The organism is Pseudomonas sp. Pseusp21 (assembly GCF_059492145.1).
This window is the reverse complement of record NZ_CP168520.1, coordinates 5,978,780-6,000,359: the sequence shown is the minus strand read 5'-3', so window position 1 is coordinate 6,000,359 and position 21,580 is coordinate 5,978,780. Positions and strand designations below refer to the sequence as shown.

19 protein-coding genes are annotated in these 21,580 nt (G+C 64.2%); all 19 read right to left on the bottom strand.

Annotation, left to right across the window (positions count from 1 at the left end; all coding sequences use genetic code 11):
• Nucleotides 1-13: 13 nt before the first annotated feature.
• Nucleotides 14-874, bottom strand: coding sequence for a CsgG/HfaB family protein (locus tag ACEN93_RS27275; protein WP_064378912.1), 861 nt, complete (start codon nt 872-874; stop codon nt 14-16).
• A gap of 29 nt (nt 875-903) precedes the next feature.
• A complete protein-coding gene (locus ACEN93_RS27270) occupies nt 904-1,335 on the bottom strand; it encodes a curli assembly protein CsgF (RefSeq protein ID WP_007956141.1) in 432 nt (143 codons plus the stop codon).
• On the bottom strand, nt 1,332-1,724 hold the full coding sequence (gene csgE, locus ACEN93_RS27265) for a curli production assembly/transport protein CsgE (protein WP_064378911.1): 393 nt from the start codon (nt 1,722-1,724) through the stop codon (nt 1,332-1,334). Before csgE ends, ACEN93_RS27270 begins: the two co-directional genes overlap by 4 nt.
• Nucleotides 1,721-2,272, bottom strand: coding sequence for a type II secretion system protein (locus ACEN93_RS27260; RefSeq protein WP_039769041.1), 552 nt, complete (start codon nt 2,270-2,272; stop codon nt 1,721-1,723). Before ACEN93_RS27260 ends, csgE begins: the two co-directional genes overlap by 4 nt.
• A complete protein-coding gene (locus ACEN93_RS27255) occupies nt 2,247-2,621 on the bottom strand; it encodes a type II secretion system protein (protein ID WP_011333435.1) in 375 nt (124 codons plus the stop codon). The genes ACEN93_RS27260 and ACEN93_RS27255 overlap by 26 nt, the downstream gene beginning before the upstream one ends.
• Before the next feature lie 5 nt (nt 2,622-2,626).
• Nucleotides 2,627-3,100, bottom strand: coding sequence for a type II secretion system protein (locus tag ACEN93_RS27250; RefSeq protein ID WP_039769040.1), 474 nt, complete (start codon nt 3,098-3,100; stop codon nt 2,627-2,629).
• 2 nt (nt 3,101-3,102) lie between these two features.
• Nucleotides 3,103-4,950, bottom strand: a complete 1,848-nt coding sequence (locus ACEN93_RS27245; RefSeq protein ID WP_495610733.1) for a secretin GspD/PilQ domain-containing protein — start codon at nt 4,948-4,950, stop codon at nt 3,103-3,105.
• The gene (locus ACEN93_RS27240; RefSeq protein WP_074687734.1) at nt 4,947-5,465 is read right to left on the bottom strand and encodes a hypothetical protein; all 519 of its coding nucleotides are present in this window, start codon (nt 5,463-5,465) and stop codon (nt 4,947-4,949) included. Before ACEN93_RS27240 ends, ACEN93_RS27245 begins: the two co-directional genes overlap by 4 nt.
• Nucleotides 5,465-6,013 (bottom strand): GspMb/PilO family protein, encoded by a 549-nt coding sequence (locus ACEN93_RS27235; protein ID WP_074687733.1) that lies wholly within the window; start codon nt 6,011-6,013, stop codon nt 5,465-5,467. The genes ACEN93_RS27240 and ACEN93_RS27235 overlap by 1 nt, the downstream gene beginning before the upstream one ends.
• Complete coding sequence (locus ACEN93_RS27230; RefSeq protein WP_007956129.1) at nt 6,000-6,545, bottom strand: PilN domain-containing protein; 546 nt, start codon at nt 6,543-6,545, stop codon at nt 6,000-6,002. Before ACEN93_RS27230 ends, ACEN93_RS27235 begins: the two co-directional genes overlap by 14 nt.
• A gap of 1 nt (nt 6,546) precedes the next feature.
• Nucleotides 6,547-7,350, bottom strand: coding sequence for a hypothetical protein (locus tag ACEN93_RS27225; protein WP_495610732.1), 804 nt, complete (start codon nt 7,348-7,350; stop codon nt 6,547-6,549).
• The gene (locus tag ACEN93_RS27220) at nt 7,331-9,052 is read right to left on the bottom strand and encodes a GspE/PulE family protein (protein WP_007956124.1); all 1,722 of its coding nucleotides are present in this window, start codon (nt 9,050-9,052) and stop codon (nt 7,331-7,333) included. Before ACEN93_RS27220 ends, ACEN93_RS27225 begins: the two co-directional genes overlap by 20 nt.
• A gap of 83 nt (nt 9,053-9,135) precedes the next feature.
• A complete protein-coding gene (locus ACEN93_RS27215; RefSeq protein WP_039769033.1) occupies nt 9,136-9,669 on the bottom strand; it encodes a response regulator in 534 nt (177 codons plus the stop codon).
• Between the two features lie 236 nt (nt 9,670-9,905).
• Nucleotides 9,906-10,859 carry a peptidylprolyl isomerase gene (locus tag ACEN93_RS27210; RefSeq protein ID WP_495610731.1) on the bottom strand — a complete coding sequence of 318 codons (954 nt, stop codon included), beginning with the start codon at nt 10,857-10,859 and terminating at the stop codon, nt 9,906-9,908.
• A 15-nt stretch (nt 10,860-10,874) separates the two neighbouring features.
• Nucleotides 10,875-12,425 (bottom strand): ABC transporter substrate-binding protein, encoded by a 1,551-nt coding sequence (locus ACEN93_RS27205; RefSeq protein ID WP_495610730.1) that lies wholly within the window; start codon nt 12,423-12,425, stop codon nt 10,875-10,877.
• 9 nt (nt 12,426-12,434) lie between these two features.
• Nucleotides 12,435-13,073 carry an SCO family protein gene (locus ACEN93_RS27200; protein ID WP_495610729.1) on the bottom strand — a complete coding sequence of 213 codons (639 nt, stop codon included), beginning with the start codon at nt 13,071-13,073 and terminating at the stop codon, nt 12,435-12,437.
• A complete protein-coding gene (locus ACEN93_RS27195; RefSeq protein ID WP_039769028.1) occupies nt 13,070-13,720 on the bottom strand; it encodes an SCO family protein in 651 nt (216 codons plus the stop codon). The genes ACEN93_RS27200 and ACEN93_RS27195 overlap by 4 nt, the downstream gene beginning before the upstream one ends.
• A gap of 13 nt (nt 13,721-13,733) precedes the next feature.
• Complete coding sequence (locus tag ACEN93_RS27190) at nt 13,734-15,656, bottom strand: YncE family protein (protein ID WP_495610728.1); 1,923 nt, start codon at nt 15,654-15,656, stop codon at nt 13,734-13,736.
• Between the two features lie 75 nt (nt 15,657-15,731).
• The gene (gene mnxG / locus ACEN93_RS27185) at nt 15,732-21,566 is read right to left on the bottom strand and encodes a manganese-oxidizing multicopper oxidase MnxG (protein ID WP_495610727.1); all 5,835 of its coding nucleotides are present in this window, start codon (nt 21,564-21,566) and stop codon (nt 15,732-15,734) included.
• Nucleotides 21,567-21,580: the final 14 nt, after the last annotated feature.

The following is a 21,580-nucleotide window of genomic DNA, read 5'->3' as shown; positions in this document are numbered from 1 at the left end:
AAGGCCGCCACGTTCACTCGGCATCCGGATCAATCTTGTTCTGAGTCAGGTACCGATTCAAAACATCATCCTGCGAAGGCGTAGAAGCATCCCCCGCCACCTGCCACAACCGCCGCTCAATCCCCTGCGCCACCATATGCCCCACCGCCGCCTCAATCGCCGACAACACACACAACTGCGCCGGCTCATTGGTCGTATACCCGACCTCAGCCTCAAGCAACTTCTTGAACTCGATAAACTTGAAAATCCCCGCACTGCGCGCCACCGAATAAATCGTCTTGCTGGTCATCACATTCGCCAGCACCTGCCCACTACGCACATCCACCGCACGCAAATTCACCGTCACCTGATCCACCCGATACTCACGGGACAGATCAATCCCCAGATACCGCGCCCCTTCCCCACCGCTGCGCACGTTGGTGTCGTAAGCGATGATCCCGCCCTCGAGCATCATGTTCGCCGCCTGCAACGGTGGCAGCTCACCCTGAATGTTCACCGGGGTATTCGGCTTTTTCTGCGACGCGCGAATGATCTTGCGTTCAGTCAGCAGGTTCTGCAGCCCTTCACGCTCAAGCACCACAAACCAGCCGCTGGCCTGCATGGCGTCCATCAACATCGACGCCGCGCCCTGGGTGACGCTGGTGGAAAAGGAGCTGGCCGGCGTCGGTTTGTACTGCCCGGTCTGGTCACGGAAGCCGTACACCACCGCCATCAGCCGGCCCTTGGGTCGCGGCATTTTCAGCAAGTCGTAATAAGTGGAGGCCCTGGGGGTCAGGGTCGGGGTATCGGTGTCCTGCTCGGCCGGCATCGGCTCGCGCAGACTGCACCCTTGTAATGCTGCCAACATCAGCCCTAGCGCTATTATTTTTTTCATGTCCATCACTCCCCGGAACCGTCATCCCGTCATGGGTTGAGGCCGTTCACCTGAATTTCGGAAACTTCGCCGCTCGCTCGGTCGGTCACTTCAATCGTGAGTGCCCCCGAGTCATCAACGACGTTGACGATAAAAGCGTCGGTGGACAGGCTCCCCGTGTTGCCGGTGGAGATGTTGTCCAGCAGTTGCCCCAGCAGCCGCGACTGCAATTGACTGGTGAAACGTTCGAGCGCCGAAGTGCCGGCCACCGTCGAACGCTTCTTGAGATCCGGATCGTCGTGGTCGTTTTGCGCCTGGGCGTTGTTGAGCAGCCAGGTGCCGTTGAGCGGGTTGCCGCCGAACGACGGGTTGACCGGCGTGTAGACCAGTTCGGTGGCCTGGACGGCAGCGGCGCTGGCAAGCCCGATCAACAACCCCGAGATCCAGAATCCGCTGCGCCGTGAGAACGTTGTCGTGTTCATAGTTCGTCCTTCTCAAGGTCGGTGGTGTCCTGCAACAAGGCTTCCAGCTTGCGCCGGACGACCTCCAGTCGAACCGAGTCGGCGGCCGCGTAGGCCTCGTCCTTCAGTTCCACGGTGTTCGGCGGCAGGAAGCGCCGATACACCAGGCGTTGTTGATACTCGACGGTCACCAGGCTCCCCCAGCGTGCGTCGGGGCGCTCGCGCACCACCAAGTTGAAATCCATGCGGCTGGTGTCGCGCAAGCGCTCGCTGAACGAGTAGTAAAAGTCGTGGCCGATGTGCGAGATCGTGTCGTCGACGATGAAGCCCATCATTTCGTCTTCCTCGCTGGCGCTGGCGAAAGACGCCACGGCCGCGAGGATCAACGCGCACCACACGTGGCGGCTCATGGTTGCAACGCCTGCGGCAGGGCCGACTGGCCTTTGACCGGGGCCCCGTTGCCAGAGCCGGTGCCGTCGAGGAAGGCTTTCTCGGCCACAAACTGCCAGTCCGAATAACGCTGCATGCCTTCGAAATCCGACCACTGCGACGGGAAGTCCGCCTGCTTCAACGGCACCTCGGTGGAGGCACTGTTGATGCCGGTGATGCGTCCGTCGAAACCCCGTTGCAGTGCCCATTCGCCGCCGCCGATCGGGTCCGGATAGAGCTGGCGCAGATGGTGGCGGGCTTCCGGAAAACGTTCGTCCTGCAGCAGGTCGGCCAGTTCTTTCGGGTACTGCGCCAGACCCGGCGAACTGCGGTAGTAGCTGCGCAGCGCCTGGGCGTACTGGGTGCCGACCCATAGCAGTTGCTTCTCGCGGTCGCGGCGCGACACGGTCGACCACAACTCGCCGGCACTCGCCAGGCCCATGCCCATGATCACGATCAGGAACAGCACGCCCAGGTAGGTGAACCCACCCTGCTCCACGTGCTTACCACTCGGAATACTGGCTGCCATCACGCGCCCTCCCGGTAGCTCCGCTCTTGATGTCGGCGACGCCGCCCGCCACACCGTCCGGCGGTGCGATCAGCACCCATTGGTCATTGCGTTCGGTGATCGGGTCCAGCGGCGCGTTGCGCAGGTAACGCATCTCCACCAGTTGCTCGATGGAATCGGGATAGCGCCCGGTGTCGCCGTAGTAGTGATCCAGCGCCTCGCGCATGGCCGACAGGCTCTGGTGCAACGTGGTCTCTTTCGAGGCCTCGAGGCTGTTGAAGTAGCGCGGCAAGGCGATGGTCATCAGGGTCGCGATGATCGCCATCACCACCATCAGCTCGAGCAAGGTAAACCCCTTTTCCCGGCGCATGAGAATCACCACTCGCGGTAAGCGATGCCGTTGAGGCCATGGCCCCGGGCGAGGGAGTAGACGTCGAACACGTCTTCGCCATCGCGCGGGTTCTGGGCCGAACTGTTGTAGGCCCGCAGGCCCCAACCGCCGTTGTCGTCACGTTTGGCCGGCACCAGCGGATCCCGCGGTATCCGGCGCAGAAAGTAAAACTTCGCCCCCTTGGCACTGCGCACGTCGCGCACGCCTTCGACCAGCACTTTCAGGTTCGGCGGGTAGCCGCTGCTGTTCAGGGATTTCTCGATGTAGCCGGCATCGAAGGCACGCTTGTAGGCGTCGATGCCATCGCGAATCTGATACAGCGCGGTGCGCAGTTCCTGCTCCTTGCCACGCCGTACCAGGGTCTCGGTCAGCGGTGCGGCCATGCCGGCCAGCAGGCCGATCAGGGCCAGCGTCACCACGACTTCAATCAAGGTAAAACCGCGCTGGGAGGCGTTCATGATCAAGGCTTCTCGACGGTTACACGGGTGGTGGCCACGGCCGCTTCACCGACTGCACGAGGCTGCGCGGCAGGCGTCGGCATCGAGTAACTCTGCGAACGGTCCGGCGCCTGGATGTGCATGCTGGTTTCGGTGCCGGTCGGGAATTCCATGTCCGACGGGCTTTGGTACGGCAGGTTGCGCACGATCCGTGGGGTGATCGAGAGCACCAGTTCCGATTTGCCGATGGTGTCCTTGTTGCTGCCGAACAGCCGGCCCAGACCGGGGATGTCGCCGAGGCCCGGAATCTTGTTGCCGGTGGCGCCGTGGTCGTTGCGCATCAGGCCGGCAAGGATCTGGGTTTCGCCGTCATGCAGACGCAGCGAAGTCTGGGCGTTGCGGGTGTCGACCTGCACCGGGATCGTTCCTTGGCGGGTCGGCTCCAGCGGCGTGGCGTTACTCACTTCCAGAGCAATCTTGATCGCCACTTCGTTGTTCAGGTGCACGGTCGGTTGCACTTCGAGCTTCAGACCGACGTCGAGGTAGGTGACGCTTTCGGTGATCACCGGGCCCTGAGTCGACGGCACCGAGGTGGCGCTGATGATCGGCACGCGCTGGCCGATGTGGATGCGCGCCTGTTCGCGGTTGCTGACGCGGATCACCGGGCTGGCCAGGGTGTTGATGTCGTTGTCCTGGGCATTGATCTTGGCTTGCGGCGACGGCGAGATCGAAATCCGGCTGGAGTTGATGCCCTTCAGTTGATCAAGAATGGTCACCGCCGAACCGTCGCTGTTGACCACGCCGAAAGTGTTCGGCCATTGCAGGCCGAGGTCGAGAATGCGCTGGGTGGCGACTTCCATCACTTCCACTTCCAGCACCACTTCGGGGTTGGACTGGTCTTGCGATTGCAGGAGTTTCTCGGCCATGCGCACGGCGTCTTCGGTGTCGCGCATGGTCAGGGTGTTCAGGCGTTCGTCGACGAACACGTCGCGGGTCTTGAGCATGGTCTTGATCATGTTCAGCGCGGTGTTGGCGTCGATGCTGGTCAGGTAGAAGGTGCGCATCACCAGCTCTTGGTAATCCTTGAGCTTCTGCGGCGAGTCCGGAAAGATCAGCAAGGTGTTTTCGTTCACCACTTTCTGGTGCAGCTGGTTCTGTTGCAGCAGCAGTTGCACGGCGTCTTCGATGCGCACGTCACGCACGAAGATCGTGGCTTTCATGTCGGGGCGCAGGTCCTTGTCGAAGATGAAATTGAGGCCGGCGACCTGCGACAGCACTTCGAAAATGGTCTTGAGGTTGGCGTCGCGAAATTCCAGGGTCACCGGGCGGTCGAGCCGGGTGCGCAGTTGCGGGTACTGGACCACGTTGCGGCTCTGCACCAGACGGATGTTGCCTTGCAGCTCCAGCGCGCCGTCGTTTTTCGGGTCGAGTTCGAGGATCTGTTTGACCTGGCGGTCGGCGCCGTAGATGTCGCCCCGGCGCAGGTCGCCACGGGCCAGCTCCAGTTTCTCATCCATGCTGCGCAGATAGTCGAGTTGGCGCAGGGCATCCTGGGCGCGGCGGTTGTTCGGCTCGATGGTCAGCACCCGGCTGTAGGCGGTGCGGGCCGAGGCGAAATCGCGGCGGGCGCGGTCGGTGTCGCCGGAGGTCAGCAGCGCGGTGATGGCCTTGGCCCGACCGCTATTGAGCAGCAGGTGCAGCTCGGTGTCGCGCGGATTTTCCCGCAAGCCTTCCTCGATCCGGGCCAGGCCCGCCTCGTACTGGCCCTGCTCGATCAGGTCGGCGGCTTCCTTGTTGGCGACCTGCGCGGAACTGCACGCGGCCAGCCCGGCACACAGGCCGAGGCTCATCAGCAAACGGGATCTGTTCATTGCGTACTCCCCACAGACAAGGTCTGCGACAAATGCAAAGGCAGGTAGACCAGGCTCAGTTCCACATCGGAAATCGCCGCAATCTTCCAGGTGTCGTCGATCACATCCCCGCTGCGCACGACGTAGATTTTCTCGCCGTCCTGCAAGAACACCTGCAGGTCGCTGCGGTCATGCAGCCTGCCGACGAACTGAAACGGCACCGGTGGCAGGCTCGGGGCTTGCACCACCGGGGTCGGGTTGATCGCTTGTTCGGTGACCGTCGCCAGCGTTGGCGCGGCCTTCCAGGATTTGCTCGCAAACAGGTCGCCGGCCGGGCTCAGGTCCTTGATCGGCGCCGCATTCGCCTTGGCGCTGCTGGCGGGCAAGGCGCCACGGGCGCTGGCTTTGGCCGGGCTGGCCACGGCGACTTCGGTCGAATCCGCTTCGTCGCTCGGCAAGAAATATTCCGGCAACCAGGCCAGCGCCGCCGCCACGCCGAAGAACGCCACCCAGCCGGTTATGCGTTTGCTGTCCATCACGACCTCGACAGGTAGAGGGTCATACGGATCCGGCCGCTGAGGTCGGTGTCGGCAATCTTCTTGCGTTGAAACTCGACGTCTTCCACCACCACCGCCGGCAACTGGCCGAGCAAGGCGTGCAGGAAACGGCGCAGCTGCGGATAGCTGCCGCGCACCGGCAACAGGATCTGGTAGCGCGCCAGATGGGTCTTGGGATCGACGCCGAGAGCGTATTCGCCGCGCGCCAAGGTGATGTGTTCCTGCGCGGCCAGGGCGTAGATGCGGTCGATGGCGACAGTGGCTTGCGGCTGGGCCGGCAGCTTGTTGCGAAAATCATCCAGCTGACGTTGCGGCACCACCGGCGGCGCGATGCTGCCGTCCTCGACCTTGGCCAGGTATTCGGTGGCTTCCCGGGTTTGCTGGCTGAGTTGTTGCAGCGATTGCCAGCCCGGCAGCAAACCGCCGAGTGCCCAGGCCAGCGTGACCAGCAGCAGTGCCAGACCGGCCAGGCCCGGAACGCCGAGGCCTTGCAGGTATTCGTGAACGATCAGTCTAGGGATTCGCATCGCCTATCTCCCAGGTCGCCGACAGGTTGAATTGCACCGGTTGCTCCGGCGATTTGACGACGATTTCATGGCTCAGCAGCGACACGTCGGACAGCTCGTCACTGGCCTCCAGCCGTTTGTGGAAATCCAGCATCGCTTGCAGATCCCGCGCTTCGGCGCTGATCCGCACCTGGCCCTTGCGGGCATCCGGGGTCAGGGTCAGCAAGGCGATGTCGTCGCGCGGCATGGCTTCGAGCATGGCGAACAGGCGTTCCCAGGGCCGGCGCAGTTGCTGCGAGACCTTGCGCATTTCGGCGAGGTTCTGCGCCTGCTCGCGGGTTTCCGCCGGGCTCAGCGTTGTCTTGCTTCCGCTGTCGCCGGTGAGCTGGCGCTGGGTGTGTTGCAAGTGACCCTGCTGTTGTTCGGCCTGATCGCCGAGGTGCTGCTGCACACCGAAGCACACCAGCGCGAGCAACACACCGCCGCCGAGCAGGCTCCAGCCCAACGGGCCGGAACGCGGACGAGGCTGGAAGTCGAGGTTCAAGGCGCGCATGTCAGGCCACCGCCCGGGACATGACGTACAAGGCGTCACGCACGGTCATCGAGTTGTCTTCGAGGGTGCGCAGGTGCACCCCCGCCACCTCCGGTTGCGCATCGAGGCGCGCCGGGGCGTGCAGATAAACGTTGAAGGCGCGTTCACTGGTGGAGGCTTGCAGTTGCCGTTCGCGACCGATCAGCGCGCTGAGTGCCGCGTCGCTGTCGCTGCCGCCCACCGAACGCACCGACGACCAGCGCCCTTCCCTTGCCAGCAGCAACACGCTGCGTTGCGGCTCGGCGACGATGAACAGGAAGTCGCCGGCATCGAGGCTTTTGTCGAAGCGGTTGAACGCGCTCATCAGGTACGGCTGCACCGAACGCAGGCGCAGACCGCGACCCGTGACCAGCGTGCGCAGGCGTTCCAGCAAATCCTGCGGCAAGGCACTGGCGATGCGGTCATACCCTGCCGGCTCAGCCGACAGCACCAGGCTCCACGGTTGGGTCGGTGCGCCGAACAGGTCTTCGAAGCACAGTTGGGCGAAGCCGCGCAGTTCGTCAGGGCTGCTGATCTGCTCGCTCCACGGCACCAGGCAGAAACGGCTGAAGTGGCCGGAGATGACCACGCTCAGCTCGGCGCCGGCACGGGTGTGTTCGCCGAGCAGACGGTCGAGGGTGTCCAGCGCCACCGCGTAGCTCTGGAAGCCTTCGTCGATGTAGCCGACGCTGCCCAGCCACAGGGTGTCGCTGCCCCGGCGCTGGCCGAGGCCGACACCGCTGGCGCCGAGCACGGCGATAAATTGATCACGCGATAAAAGTGACACGATTGATCTCCTCCAGCGTGGTCCGACCGTGCTCCACCAGCTCCAGCGCCGATTCGCGCAAGAGGCGCAAACCACGGGCGCAGGCCAGGGCTTTGATCTGAGTGATGGGTTGGCGCTCGACGATCATCTGGCGCAGTTCGTCGTCCAGGTGCAGCAGCTCGGCAATCGCCGTGCGGCCGCGATAGCCGCTGCCCCGGCAGTGACCGCAGCCCTTGCCGTGGACGAAGTGGTAGTGATCGACTTTCTGTGGGTCGAGGCCCGAAGCGCGCAGCTCTTCATCGCTCGGGTTGACCGGCGTGCTGCAACTGCTGCACACCAGCCGGATCAGACGTTGGGCAAGAATCGCGTTGAGCGCCGAGACCAGGCTGTAGGGGTCGATTTCCATTTGGGTAAAACGACCGATCACGTCGAACACGTTGTTGGCGTGGATGGTGGTGAATACGAGGTGACCGGTGAGCGCCGATTGCACGGCGATCTGCGCGGTGTCCGGGTCGCGGATCTCGCCGACCATGATCTTGTCCGGGTCGTGACGCAGGATCGAGCGCAGGCCACGGGCGAAGGTCAGGCCTTTTTTCTCGTTGACCGGAATTTGCAGCACGCCCGGCAGCTGATATTCCACCGGGTCTTCGATGGTGATGATCTTGTCCACGCCGTGGTTGATCTCGGTGATCATCGCGTACAGCGTGGTGGTCTTGCCGCTGCCGGTGGGGCCGGTCACCAGCACCATGCCGTAGGGTTCGGCAGCCAGGCGGCGCAGTTGGCGCAGGGTTTCGTCTTCAAAGCCCAGCGCTTGCAGTTGCACGCCGCAGACCTTGTCGGCCAGGTCCTGTTTGTCCAGCACCCGCAGCACCGCGTCTTCGCCGAAGATGCTCGGCATGATCGACACCCGGAAGTCGATCTGCCGGCCGCTGATACCGATCTTGAAGCGACCGTCCTGCGGCACGCGTTTTTCGCCGATGTCCAGTTCGGCCATGACCTTGACCCGCGAGATCACCTGCTCGGCGAACTCGCTGCCCTGGATCTTGCCGATGTTGTTCAGCACGCCGTCGATCCGGTACTTGATCACCAGGCCTTGGCCGGTGGTGCCGAGGTGGATGTCGCTGGCGTGCATTTTCAGCGCGTCGTACAGGGTCGAGTTGACCAGTTTCACCACCACGCTCGAGTCTTCGCTGATGCTGGTCAGCGACAGGCTTTGCAGGGTGTCGGTCTCGCTGCCGGCGTCGGCTTGGGCGTTGAGCGATTCGACGGCGTGGAAGCTTTCTTCGTGGCGGGCCAGATAGGCCTTGAGGTCGTCGGCATGCACCAGGTACAGCGGCGCGCCGTGCAGGCATTCGTCGATCCAGGCCAGACGCGAGGTGTCGAAGGGGTCGGCGAACACGCCGATGACTTCGTCGTTGTGGCGCAGCAGGATGAATTCACGTTTGAGGCATTGCGCGAGGGTGACCCGGTCGAACACCGGGGTCGCCAGAAACAGCGTGTCGGTGTCAAGCACCGGGTAATGCAGGGTGGCGCCGAGGCTGGCAATGAACGGCATCGGCGCCAGTTCGCAGAGCACGGCCAGTGCATCGAGCACCCGTTCCCCGGAAGTGCTGGCCCGTGCCCGGGCCTGGGCCAGTTGCTCACTGGAAAAGCGTGGCGGGGTCTGTGCCTCCTGTGGAGGATTGACCGACAGCGGTTCGACGACAACGGACAGACGATCCATGGCTTGCTCTCCAACACCCGGGGCTTGAGGCCCTGACGGCGCGGGAGGCGAGTTCGGCGAGTGCCGGAACGTCTATCGCGCCATTACTCCCCGGTGAGCATTTGATCGTCGTCCGGTGCCATGACCTCCGACCGGTTTCGTCGGCGGTCCGCCAGCACCCAACTGCCATCGTACAACTGCAACGGGAAGCTCTCGGTCCTGCTCTGGCGTCGTTCGACAAAGCCTTCGGATGGGCTCGCACCGGGTTTCGCTTCGCGCTGGATCCCCAGAAGGTCGCAGACAGCTCGGGCCAGTTCCGCCAGTGGAAACGGTTTGAACAGGATGTGACTGACCCCCAGTTGCCGCGCCCGCTCACAGACTTCAGCGGTCGGGTGACCCGTTATCAGCACGAAATGACACGTCCTGTTCTGGCGGACCGCGTCGAGCACCTCGAACCCTTCCATATCGGGCAAGCGGTAATCGAACACCAGCACGTCGGGGGCGAAAGTCTCGGCCAGGCCGATTCCCTCTGCGCCGTCATGTGCAATCCGGACTTCCAGCCCTTGCGCCGACAGATAATCCTGAAGGTTCTGTGCAAGCAGCTGTTCGTCTTCGACAACCAGTACTTTGTTAACCAAGGTGGACTCCCTGAAACCTCAAGTGCCGGCAATTGAAATTCAATGACCCGAACCTGCTGGAGTGCGCCTCACAAGAGGTAACGCACACTTCATGCCAGGCGGAATGCCGGTAATTTTTTGTCTTCATGTCCTTGAATTGAATGGAAATGCCCGCTCGTCCCGGTACCCCGTTCCCCAGAAACGGGGAAGCACCTGAATGGGCATCGAAGCCATTCCCCACTATTGGGGGGGAACCTTCAGTCGTCGTCAATTCGTTCGATCCTGTTCTCTGCCCGTAACTGCGCGAGCACCTGACGACGAGCCTGGGTCTGTTGCTGTCGGGCGAGGTACGCCCTGACTGTTTCCAGCCCTTGCTCCTCTGGGACATCGGCCGCCTCCCTGTGGTTCTCGACAAAGATCAAATGCCAGCCGAACGGTGTGCGCACCGCTTCGCTGACTTCACCAGACTTGAGGGCAAACGCTGCCGTTTCGAAGGCCGGCACCATCTGCCCACGGGCGAAATACCCCAGGTCCCCGCCCTGGCTGGCGGTGACATCTTCCGATCCCGATTGCGCGACGCTAGCAAAGGTTTGCCCCCCTGCGATAGCGGCATGCATCTGCATCAAGCGTAGTCGTGCCGCTTCAACCGTGGCGGCATCGGCATCGCCAGCAACCTTGATCAGAATGTGCCGGGCCTGCACCTGCTCCGGCGCGCCCATTTCAGCGCGGTGTTCTGCAAAAAACGCCCGCACGGTCTGTTCATCCGGGGCCTGGACTTGGGTCAGCTCGGCAAACATCCGCTGCGCCGCCAGCTCACGATGGGTGTACTCGGTGAACGAGGCTTCGTCGAAACCGGCGTCCTGCAAACGCTGGAGGAATTTGTCGGTGCCACCGATGGCGGTACGAGTCCGTTCGACCTGGTCGCGCACGGTTTGCTCATCGATCTTCACCCCGCGCTTGCGCGACTCCTGCCAGAGCAATTCCTTGTCGATCAGCGTATCCAGTGCGGCCTGACGCAGTTGTTTGTAGGCCTTGGGGTTTCGGATGCTCGCCACGGCGCGGCCCTGATCTTCCAGGTACTCGGCGAAAAAACGCTCCAGGCGAAACTCGGAAATCGCCTCGCCGTTGACCCGGGCGGCCACCGGTTCATTGTTCGCCATTCCCACCGACAACCAGCCTGTCAGCAGCCAACACAGGGTTTTGAGCTTCATGATCAGGGCCTCCGGTCAGGGCGTGGCAATAATCGGTTTGTAGGGAGCGACCAGATAAAAACGCTGGTCGGGCAAGTCAACGGTGACCACGTGCGCCCCGCTCAGGCCCAATCGTCGGCCGGGGCCGAAGCTCAGGCGCGGGGTCAGGCCGGTGTCGAAGTCATGCAGGCCTTCGAGCGCCGCCACCAGTTTTTCGCGGCTGGCGTCGCGGCCGGCCTGCTTCATGCCTTCGCTGAACAACAGCATCGAGGCGTAGGCGCCGACTTGCAGCACCGCATGCTGGGCGCCGAGGCCTTGATGCTCGCGCAACAGCGTCAGGGCCATGCGCCCGGCCTGGGTCCAGTCGCTGGGCACGAACGGATACGCCAGAAACACCCGCCGGGAAAAACCCTCCGGCACTTGCAGCAGATCCCCCGCCACCTGGCTGGATGCGGCAAAAAGGTATGGCACCTGCCCGGCATTCTGCAACCCGGCCGCCAGCCGGCTGAAACCACCGCCGTTGCCCAGGTAGAACACCGAGCGTGAGCCCAGCGGCAAGCTGTCCGCCGCCGGGTCGTAGGCCTGCAGATGGACTTTTTCCCAGCCGTGTTCCTGCAGATAGCGGCCAAGGGTCTGCGCCGCCAGCACTTGGGCCGGGTCATCGGGATAGGCAATCAGCGTCGGCCCTTGCAGCACCCGCAGACTGGCGGTGGCGTAATCGGCCAGCGCGATCAGTTGCTCACGCAGCCCCGGCAGCGGTTCGAAAATCTGCGGGCTGGCCTGCACCGGGCCGAGCAACGACATGGCCCCGATCAGCGGCACGCCGGACTGCTCAAGGCGCGGCGCCAGTTCGCTGTCCAGCGCCGGGGCCAGCGGCGCGATCAGGGCGAAAACTTGCTCTTCCTCGATCAGCCGTTGCAGGGCCTGTTCGGCACTGGCGCGATCCGGGCCGGGATCGGCCACGGTCAGGCGCAACTGCCGGCCGTGAATGCCACCGGCCTGATTGATCCGCGCCACGCTTCCGTTGAGCACCGCCGCGATGGTTGCGCCCTCCTCGGCCAGCGGCCCCTGGCTGGGCAGCAAGGTGCCCAAGTGCAAGGTCTGGTCATCGAGCCCCGGATCGCGGTCATCGGCCAGACGCTTGAGGTACGCGGTGAGGTTGCGCTGATCCTTCATCGACAGCAGGAAGCGCGGCATGCTCGGGTCGAGGCGATTGTTGCCGGGGTCGCGACCCTGCTGGATCACCCGCGCCAGACTGCTGTCGGTGTAGGCCGGGTAGTTGCGGCCGTTGATCTGTTGCTGGCCATGAATGCTGGTCAGCCGCGACCAGTTGAGTTCCGGCGGACGCACCCCTCCCTCGGGCCGGCCGAGGCCGTCGGCACCGTGGCAGTTGGCACACGGCAGGCTGGTGGCCGGCAGCAACACATCCGCCGCGCCGACCCGCGCCATGATCGGCTCGCCGCTGGCGGACAGGCCTTCGCGGTACAGGCGCTTGCCGGCGCTTTCTTCATCGGTCAGCGGCAACGCGGCCGCGCCGAGGCTGACGCCAGCGAGCAGGATCAGGGCGAGGACGCGGCCGAGGCTCATGGCGCGGACTCAGCGGCCGGCCACGGGCATTGTCAGCAGCTGCAAGCGCTGGGCAATGGCGGCGGCCGGGGCGTCGGGACGGATTTTGCTCCAGCGTTTGTTGGCCACATCGCCGACGATCAACTGGGTCGAGTGCTGTTCGGGCGTCGGCACGATCTGGCCGATGCGACCCAGCACCAGGTCCATCTGCGCCTTGTCGCCGGTAAGGAAAAGCCAGTGAGGGTCATCGGCGCCCTGCTTCAAGGTGTAAGCCTTGAGCACCGCCGGCGTGTCGCGCAGCGGATCACTGGTAAGGGAAATAAAGGTGATGCCGTCGGCCTTGTCGCCCAGCAGCTGGCGGACTTCCTTGAGCTTGCGGGTGATCAGCGGGCAGGCGTCATTGCAGCTGGTGAAAATCACGTTGAGCAGCACCACACGGTTGTGCAGCGCATCGCTGTAGAAACGCTGGACGTCGCCGTTCTGATCCAGCAACGGGGTGTCGGTGAACCAGGTTTTCGCATCATGGGTGCCTTTGGCCGGTGCGGGCGCAGCGCTGGTCGTTGTCGTTGCTGGTGCCGGTGCCGGTTGCTCGTGGCCTTCGTGAGCCAGGGCCATGGCGCTGAAAATCCAGAAACACACCGTCAGGGTGATCCAGTCCAGGGTTCTCATGGTTGTTGCTCCATGGCAATCGCGGTGTGTTTGGCGTGGGTGCGCAGGCCGCTGAGTTTCTCGACTTCCCTGGCCAGCAGTGCCGGGTCGGTGAAGCCGTAATAGCGCGTCCAGTGGCGACTGTTGCCGTCACCGACGAGGATCAGCGGCTGATGATTCTTGAAATCGCCGCTGAAACTGCCGAGGCCCTTGAGGGTGGCGCTGATCGATTGCGGCGAACCGGTGAGCCAGCTCCAGCCCGGGCCTTTCTGGAAGGTGCGGGCGTAATCCTGCAGACGTTTCGGGTCGTCGCGCTGCGGGTCGATGCTGATCGACACCAGTTGCACTTCCGCGCCGACCCGGGCACCGAGCTGTTTCTGCACCTTGCCCATGATCGACGAGACCACCGGGCACACCGTCGTGCAACTGGTGTAGATGAAACTCATGACCACGATTTTGTTGTGCACCAGATCCTGCTCCAGGTGCACGGTTTTGCCGTTCTGGTCGAGCAGCGGCACGTCGGCGAACTTGACCTGGGCGTGCTCCTGGCTGTTGGCGGCCGGTGCGGTGTGCCCGGCATGCTCGTCCGCCGAGTGGGCGCTGGCCTGCTGGATACCGACGGCCAACAGGCACAGGGTCAGCAGGCCACGGGATGCAAATCGGTTCATGGTCGTTTCCTCGTCACTGAGTCTGGCCGGGCAGCGCCCGGACACTGGCAAAGGTCTTGTCGTCGAAACCGGCGCCCAGCGATGCCGCGCGCACGTGCAGGTACCAGGCGCCGCTGCGGTCGAGGGTCACCGGCGCTTCGTACACGCCGTCGGCGACTTCCCGTGCGGCCACTTCACGGGGCCGGGAAGTCGGCGCGAGGAAGTAACGCAACTGCACGTCGGTCACGCCGCTGCGCTGGATCTTCTGTTTGCCCTGGACGATGCGAAAGCGCACCACGTAGGGGTCGTTGAGGGCCACGGCGGTCTTGTCCAGCAGGAACTCGACTTTTGCCGCGCCCAGGTGTTTTTCAGACACACCATCGGACGCCACCTGGGCGCTGAAGCAATGAATGATGTTCGGCTGGTTGAGCAGGAACGCCACGTCGAAGCGCCCCGCCGCCGGCAGCTTGACCCGGGCGCTGTAGAGCCCCGGCGAGACTTCGCGCAGGCTGCGGTCGATCACCAGCGCCGCGCGGGCGATTTGCCCCCGATTGGGGTAACCGGACATCGGCGCGTTCATGCCTTCGGCGTAGAAATAGGTGGTGTTGTCGACCGGGTTGACCACAAACACCGCGTTGTCATCGCGCGATACCGCGAGGCTCGACGCCAGCGGCAGGTCCCCGGCCAGCCGTGGCGGCTGCGGCCCGGCCTCGAAACCCTGGGTAATCGGCTGACGCCCTTCGCCGAGCGAAGACAGGTTGATCATGGTGACTTTCGGCGAGGCCAGTCCGCGCACGTAGGCATAGGCCTGGGTGAACACCACTTGATAGGGTTCGGCCGAGACTTCCAGATCATGGATCGCCGAATCGTTGGCCGCGTCGATCACCGTGGCACGATTCTCCACCGTGTTCAGCACCACGCCAAACCGGCCGTCGGCGCTGAAGCCCATCGGGCCGAGGCCCTGTTGCAGCTTGATCACCCGGCGGACGGCGCGGCTATTGCTGTCGATCACCGTGACGGTGCCGTCCTTGCCATCGGCCACGTACACCGCGCCGGACAGCGGCGAGTACGCCACCGACAACGGGCTGGAGCCGGTCTTGACCTGTTGCAGCAGGCTCAGGCTGGCAATGTCGATAACGCTGAGGGTGCCGTCGTCGCGGTTGCTGACGAAGGCGAAACGGCTGTCCTTGCTGAAACTGATTTCGTGGTGGCCGCGACCGGTCGCCAGGTGTTTCAGCGGTTTGAGGCTCTGGGTGTCGATCACCGTGACCCCGGACTCTTCAGCCTTGCTCGCGTTGTTGCCGACCCACAGCAGACGCTCGTCCGGTTGCAGCGCAACCCGCACCGGTTGGCTGCCGGCGGCCACCGAGTCGATGACCTTGAATTGCTCGCTGTCGATCACCGCCACTTCCCCCGCCGTCGGCATCGACACGAAGACCTTTTTGTTGTCCTTGGGCGTGACCCAGTCCATCGGCGATTGCTTGAGTTCGATCCGCGCCAAAGTGCTGGTGATACCGCCGACCGAGACTGACGGATCCACCACCGAAACGCTGGCATCGCGGTTCATCACCAGCAGGAAATAGCTGTTGAGGTCGAGCAGCGGCCGCGCGCCGATATTGGACTTGAGGAACGTGCCGACCCGCGACTTGCAGCTCTGGTCACGGCCCTGGGCCTGGTCGGCGGCGACGGCTTGCGGATCGATCCATGCCCCCGGCGCCACACCGGACAACGGCTGGCCGGAGGCGCCGTCGGTGACGCGAAACTGCACGTCGGCGAACTCGCCCTCACGCAACTGACCGTCGCTGGCCAGCGGCTTCAGATCGAAGGCGATCGACACGCCGTCGCGGGTCAGCACCTGCCCGGCGCCGGTTTGCGCCAGGGCAATCTCGCTCAGCGTGAGCAGCGCGCCGGCCATCGCCAGCAGGCAGACGCCGATGATGTTGATGATCCTGTTCATGTCGCTCTCCCCTACAAATCCTGTCCCCACCTGTGGGAGCGGGTTCACCGGTTCCCACAGGTCGCGCATTGACAGCTACTGAGCAGGCGGCGCCGGCTCCGGCTCATTGGTCACCCGCAACAATCCCCACAGCCCCGAGGTGTTGCCATAGGCGCCGTAATCGCGGAACAGGTAGTCCCCCGGTATCGCGTTGCTGCCCCCGGCGCTCGGGATCATGAAGCTGAAGTGCGCCGCCGGCAGGATGCTTTCGTGAGCGCCGATGTACATCGACATCGGGTTGTAGCCGAAGCGCACCGAACCCACGCCCGGCGTGCCCATCGGGTAGCCGCCGGTGTCGCTCTTCTCGGCCTGGAACGGGTTGAGCGACCAGACGTGCCCGTCGAGCTGGAACGTCGTGCCGCGACTGCCGCCGCTCGGCATCAGGATGTGCGTGCGGAACGGCTGACCCGGTTTGGCGTACAGCACCGGCGTCTGCGGATCGCCCCCCACCAGCGCATTGCTGTAGGCCATGTGTGCGTTGGTCATGTCGCCATAACCCGCGCCATCGGCATGACCGAACGGCGCATCCGGGGCGAGGCCGAAGCGGTACCACAAAGGTTCGGTCTTGTAGTTGATCGCCATGCTCGAGTTGTCCTGCGGATCGGTCGGTACACCGAAGCCCTCGGCAGCGATGCCTTCGACCGGCCGGCCATTGGCCCAGCGAGTGTTCAGCGCCTTGTGCCAGACCATCGCGAAGTCGCGGTAAGTCGTCTGCCCCGGTGCGGTGACCGTGGCGTTGACCTTGCGCGCATCGTCGACCCAGGTCGCGCCAATCGGCAGGATGCTCATCGCCCCACCCAGGCCTTTTTGCGGTTGCTTGATCACATCCGCCGGGGTGAAGTTCAGGCCACCGAACTCCACGGCCGTGGCGTTGATGTTGTCGACACTGCGCCCCAGTTGCGTGACCGGTTTGCCTTCACGCTCCAGGTGCCCGGCGTAGTACTGATAGGTACGGGTCGGATAGGCGCCGCTGCTGCCCAACCGTGGTGGCACGGTCTGGACCGGGTTGGCGCCGACGTTGGCACCGTCGGACTTGGTGATGTCATAGGCCAGCAGTTGCGCGTGCAGACCCACATGGCTGGACGGCCGCATCAGGTTGTTGCTGAAAGTGGTCGAGCCCAGGCCGCTGTTGCGATCACGTTTGACGATGCCCTGCATCACGGCAGTCTGAGTCAGGTCGGGCATCACGCTCGGCAGCCGGTTTTCCAGGGTGATATTGATGCAGTCCCCGGCCGCTGCGCGCAGCACCAGCGGTTCGACCGGAATGCCGGGTTTGAGCTTGCCGCTGACCGGATCGAGGTCGGATTTGCGCACATACAGGATCGCCGTCGGATCATGCAGCGGCCCGCTCTGGCCACCGATGGTGATGGTCTCGCCGTCCTCCGGATCGGTCACCGTGACCTGCGGGATGCTCACCGTGCGCGAGTTCAGCACCAGGGTGCCGCCCGCCGGATTCAGCGGCCCGCCGACATGCTGACTGAGCCCGGCCGAATCGCCGATGCTCAGGCCCAGCGAGTTGCCGAGGATGTCGTTGGCCAGCGCCGCCACCACTTCATAGTTGCGCTGCACCGTCGGCCGGGTGCCGATGCCGTTGGGGTTGGCGCTGATCCGTGGGCAACTGCCTTCGAAGGCCACGGTGTTGCGCATGCCCGCCGGACTCGGGTTGTTGGGGATGGCGAACAGGTCATTGCGTTTGGCCGTGTAGTTGCGCATCACGCCCCAGATCCCGCTCCAGTAGCCTTCGATCGAAGCGTCCATCGAGTACAGATAGTCACCGGTGGTCGCCGCAGAGCTGGACAGCATCGACACCGGTGCGATGAAGCCCATCTGTTCGGAGATGCCGATCATCTGCGAGGCGCGCCAGCCCGAGTTGGAGCTGTTGCCGAAACCGGAACCGCTCTGCAGCCACTTCACGCCGTGCAGGGTGACGTTGTGCTCTTCCTCGTGTCCGCCGGCATGTACCCGCAGGCGTACGTTGTCACCAGTGTAGGTGCGCAGCATCGGGGTGAACGGGTCGCCCGGCTCGCTGCCGCCCTTGTTGATGTGCGGCGGGAACAGGGTGGTGCCGCCGGTCGGGCCGGTGGCGGCCGTGACCAGGTTCGGCGCCAGGTTCATCGCCGGGATCGCCCGGTCGGTACGGCTTTGCATGGCGTACGCCAGATCGCCGCCGAGGCCGTCGGCCTGCATGCCGCGCTTGCCGTCCGGGCCGACCTTGTTCGGGTCGTAAACCCGCAGGGCCAGCGGCTCGTTGCGATAGTTGACGACGAACATGCCCGGGTCATCCACGGAGATCGCTTGCGGGCAAGGCCGGCTCGGGCAGCCCGGCACCTGACCGCCCTGCACTTCCAGCACGCCTTCCAGCAGGGTGCTGGCGTTGTTGCGCACCGGCGGGTTGATCGCGTAGCGGAAACTGTCGGCGGTGGCCGGGAACGCTTGCGGATTCGGCACGCCGTTGGGGCCGGCGCCCACGTACACACCGGCTTCATAGGCGTGCTGGAAGTCGCTGTATTCGAGGAAGAACTCACGGAAGCTGTCGTTCTTGCCGTCGCCGTCGAGGTCGCCGGTGTTGATCACCGCCTGCCAAGAGGTCGGCCCGCCGTCCTGCCGCGCGCCGCTGTACAGAGGCTCCCCGGTTTCGGCGTGGAACCAGGTGGAACCGGCCGGCTCCGCCAGCACCGTGGCATACAGCCCGATCTGCTGGTGAGTCGATGGGCCGAGGTGGTCGTGGGTGAAGATGGTGCCCAGCCCGCGATCCACGCCCTTGGCGTTGACCACCGGGTCGACGAACCAGCGTTGCATGGCCGTGCGTGCGCCCATCCAGTCACTGCGCCCGAACTGGCCGAAGAACGGATGCGCCTTGGCTTTCGGGCACGCCTGGGTGCCGTCGCGCGGGTCGGTGCCCTCGCACTGGTTGAATTCGCGGATCGCGTGAATGCGTTCCTGAACGGCGCCTGGGGAGAGCACACCGTCCTCGTAGTTCCAGCCGTTGGAGGAGCCGTCGGCAGCCGTCAGATCCCACTTCGGCAAGTGAATGTGCTGGCCGATCACGTCGGTCGGCGTGCGCACCTGATAGTCATCCATCTCGTAGGTGGCGGGCACCAGGTTGGTTTGCTGGTACTGCACGCAGTCGAAGGTGTTCATGCGCATCACCAGCGGCTCTGGCGGACGCTGCTTGGTGATCACCGGCCAGGCGTCTTCCCACAGCGCCAGAATCCGGGCTTGCGGGAAGTGATAGCCGACTTTGTTGTAGACCGCATCGAACTGGATGTTGGCGGCCTTGTAGATCCGTGGCCGGTCGGCGGTGAAGGTCGAGGCGCCGACGAAGGACATGCCGTCCAGCCGGTCACCGCTGGCGAATTCGCCGCTGCCGGCGCTGCTGGTCAGGCGTTTTTGCCGGTCGTCCATGCACGGTTCGTAGTACGGCGCGCCGGCAATCGGCAAGGCGCCGTTGGTGCGGAAGGCCTTGGCCACGATCTGATTGCCGGGCAGCAAGGCAAAGCTTGGGTGATCCTTTTTCGCGTGGAACGCCATCGCCGCCTGTTCCACTTCGGTGCCCTCTTCGGGCAGGTAAATCGGTTTGGCGCGGGTGACTTCCTTGGAGAAGTCCAGCGAGGTGGTCACGGTGTGCGCCTCGCCTCCGGCCGCCACCCCGTCGAGGGTGTGACGCTGCAAGCCGCCGTCCCAGCCGCCAGACTGATTCGGATCGAGGTTGGCCCACAGCGCTTTGCCGCTGGCTTTCAACGATTGCGCGGTGGCGGCGTCGAGCATGTCCAGCGGTGGAGTGGGCGGACGTTGGCCGACCGAACTTTCCATGCCGCCGATCCAGAACGGATAGCCAGGGTTTTTCAGGCTGCCGTCGGCGTTACGGTTGGCCTCGCTGCGATCGACCAGTGCCAGGGAACCGATGGCTTGCGATCCACCGTTACCGCCGTGGTGCTCGCCGTCGTCATCGCCCTCGTCTTCCTCATCGTCGTCATCGTGGCCGGCGACCAGGGTTTCGCCGATTTTCGGCACCACCACCACTTTGCCCGGCATCGGCGCCATGGCTTTGCCGGGCAGCGGCACGACGGCAGGAATCGGCGTGCCGGCGATGATCTCGCCATCCGGCAAGGCGCGGGCACCGGCGGCGGGTTTACCGCTGCGCAGCGCGTAAGGTTCGCTGTGATAACCATCGGCGCCCTGTTGCGAGACTTCCAGCCGGGTGCCTTCCTCGAACACATCGTGCACCCGCCACATCGACCACATGCCCTGGGCGAAATGCGGGTAGAAGTGGCAGTGATAGATCGCATCACCGGCCACCCGGTTGCGGTTGCCGGAGCCACCGTTGGCGATTTCGTAGGTATAGCCGGCGCCCGGACCGATGCCTTGGGCATCGACGTAATCGGAGTTGTCGTCGTTGGGGTTGAACAGCCACTGATGACCGTGCAGGTGGAAGATGTGCTGCTCATGCCCGTTGTGGGTGTTGCGGAATTTGACGAAGTCACCGATGTAGCTGTGGTTGACGTTCGACGGCTCCGACGGATACAGGGCCATGGTGGCCTTGACGCCAACCTGATCGGCGCTCGGTGTCTGGCCGGGGGCGATGTTCTCAAGCCCGGTGTTGGCCGGCACGTCCACCAGCATCGCCACATCACCGACGGTGTGCGAGCTGAGGAAGAATTCTTCGTAGGCGCACGACAGGCAATCGTGCATCGGCCCTACGCCGAGGCGGTTGGCGACCACTTCGGCGCCCATGCCGCCGGAACCGTAGTTGATCATGAACGAGTCGCGGGTCGGCTCCAGCACATGGGCCATGACCGGGTCGGCCCAGTAGGCGGGGAATGCCTGGGTGGCGGCGGTTTCGTCCTGGAACTGCGAGGCGAAATCGCGAAACGGCTCGAGGCGATTGGGGATCGCCGGGTTGCGTTTGCCCACCGATTCCAGCGGATAGGTGCTGGGCGCGAAACTGCCATCGGCATTGCTGCCCATGACGATGGCGTCGCTTTCGCTGGAGATGATTTCGTTGCCGTCGACCATGCTGATGATCGGCGTGCCGGCCTTGCCTTCACGCAGCCACGGTTCGCGCTGCGGGTAGCGGGCCTGGTAATCGACGATGGGGTGACCGGCCGGTGTACGGCCGGTGGTGGCCAGACGCATTTCTTCTTCGGTGAGGGTGTTGCGATAGGTGCGTCCCGACTTCGGCACCACCACGACCTGGCCGAACAGGCCATTGGCGGTGTTGCCGGCCGCGCCTTCCCCGCCGAATGTCGCACCACGGCTGCTGACGGCAAACGCCCCTTCGCGCTCGGCATACAGCACGTACGAACGGCTCGCGCCCGGCGGCACCAGGGTGTTGGCGTTACGCCCGGTGTAGGAGGAAATGTCGTCGATGCTGTTCACCGCTTGCAGGCCGTTGACCTGGAAACCGACATGGCGGTCGGCGACCTGCTCGTCGACCTTGAAAGCATCGGCGCCACTGACGTTCTCGGTGCCCTCCTCGCCTTCAGGCCCTTCGAAATGCTTGTTCGGGTTGGCCTGATAATCGAGCAGGTTCTGCAGGTTGATCGTCAGGCAATCACCGGCGGCCACCCGCAGCACCAGCGGCCGTGGACGCTTGTCCGCACGCAGCGATACCTTGCCCGGCACCGCGCTGCCGCCGTAGGCCAGCGAAACGTCATGCTCATCGACGACATCGCGGCGCAGGGCGTACATCATGCCGTTGGCATTCTGCGCACCGAGGCGGTTGAACATCAGCGGTTGATCGAAGGCGACCACGTTGGCCACCAGATTGCGCTCGCAGCGCACGGCGGCGCTGGCCAGTTCGACGCTGAGCATCGAGACCAGCAACAGCAGCCAGTTCAACAGGGGCGGAGCGTGGTGAATGCCAACCATGATCGGAAACCTCG